Genomic DNA, 1,235 nt, shown 5'->3' on the forward strand with positions numbered 1-1,235 from the left:
TAAAACGAAGTCTTTACCCAAGGGCTATGAGAACCTGGTTGCTTTTATTTTTTTTAGTCAATACGACGTACTTAAGTTATGGACAGGATGGATTCATACCTGGTTTACCTAAACTGGCTTATTGGCAAGTAGGCCAACAACCAACCACCGTCATTGTCCTTCATGGGGGACCAGGGGCCACTCATCAATACCTACGCCCTGAATTTGATGCCTTAACCAAGACCGCCCGGGTCATCTACTACGATCAACGAGGCTGTGGTAAAAGTGATCCAGCTGCTGGCTATACCTGGCAGGAGCATGTGGCTGATCTAAAACGGTTGATGAATACCCTGGCTAAAAATCAACCTGTATTTCTAGCGGGCTCCTCGTGGGGTAGCTTTTTAGCGGTTCTGTATGCCTATACATACCCCCAAGATGTAAAAGGCGTAATCCTGACTGGAACAGTCACATGGCTAGGGCAGGAAGGGGTTTACCAGCGAAATTCCCTGCTTACTAAGCGAGTCGTCAAAGCCCTAAAAGGATCAATTGGCGAAACAGGGCTGGTTAGTCGACAAACCCCCGGGGCCGCCCTGCAACAAGACACGGTAAGTATTTCCAAAGAGATTGAGATCACCTCGGGATTACCTCAATACGAACCCGTTCATAGCCTGATCTCAGGGCCTAAAGCCGAACGCTTGAAGCAGATACGACTTCCCATTTTACTGTTCAATGGCACCAAAAGCGTCCATTTTGATGGCGCTAGCGAGTATCTGGCCTTGTTTCCCCAGATACGGGTGCAAACGGTTCGGGATGCGGGGCATGACCCTTGGTTACGAGACCCGAATTTGTTTTTTTCAATTAGTAACGACTTTATTCGGGACATTACGGATAAGGATTAGCTTAGTAAACTTGCCAACGTGTTGGGTGATGGCCTATCGGTGAAAACTGCTTTATATCAAACGGGAGGGTTCTGTGAGATGAAGTAAGTTGACTGCTACAAAATCCGTTTGGATTTACTTCAGGTGTCAGCTCAAGTGGTGCCTTTGATAAATTGACTGACCATTAGTCGCTTCTCAGGGAGTTGATTGGATTCACTAGGGCTGCTTTTATACTCTGATAACTCACCGTCAGCAAGGTGACAACTAAAGCACCCAGGCCCGAGAACACAAAAATCCACCCCGAAATCTCCGTTCGATAGGTGTAGCTTTGCAGCCATTCATGAAGAAAATACCAGGCAATGGGCGAGGCAAGAACAC

At 47.3% G+C, this 1,235-nt stretch carries 2 protein-coding genes; one reads left to right on the forward strand and one right to left on the reverse strand.

Features of this window, described 5'->3' with window-relative positions; all coding sequences use genetic code 11:
- Positions 1 to 878: alpha/beta fold hydrolase (locus tag ACFS25_RS31555; protein WP_381509172.1), on the forward strand; the 878-nt coding region annotated here is incomplete at its 5' end.
- A 163-nt stretch (positions 879 to 1,041) separates the two neighbouring features.
- Here ACFS25_RS31555 and ACFS25_RS31560 read toward each other — a convergent pair.
- The coding region (locus ACFS25_RS31560; protein ID WP_381509174.1) for an ABC transporter permease at positions 1,042 to 1,235 on the reverse strand (194 nt) is incomplete at its 5' end.

Source organism: Spirosoma flavum (assembly GCF_042686045.1).
GTDB classification, from domain to species: Bacteria; Bacteroidota; Bacteroidia; order Cytophagales; family Spirosomataceae; genus Spirosoma; species Spirosoma flavum.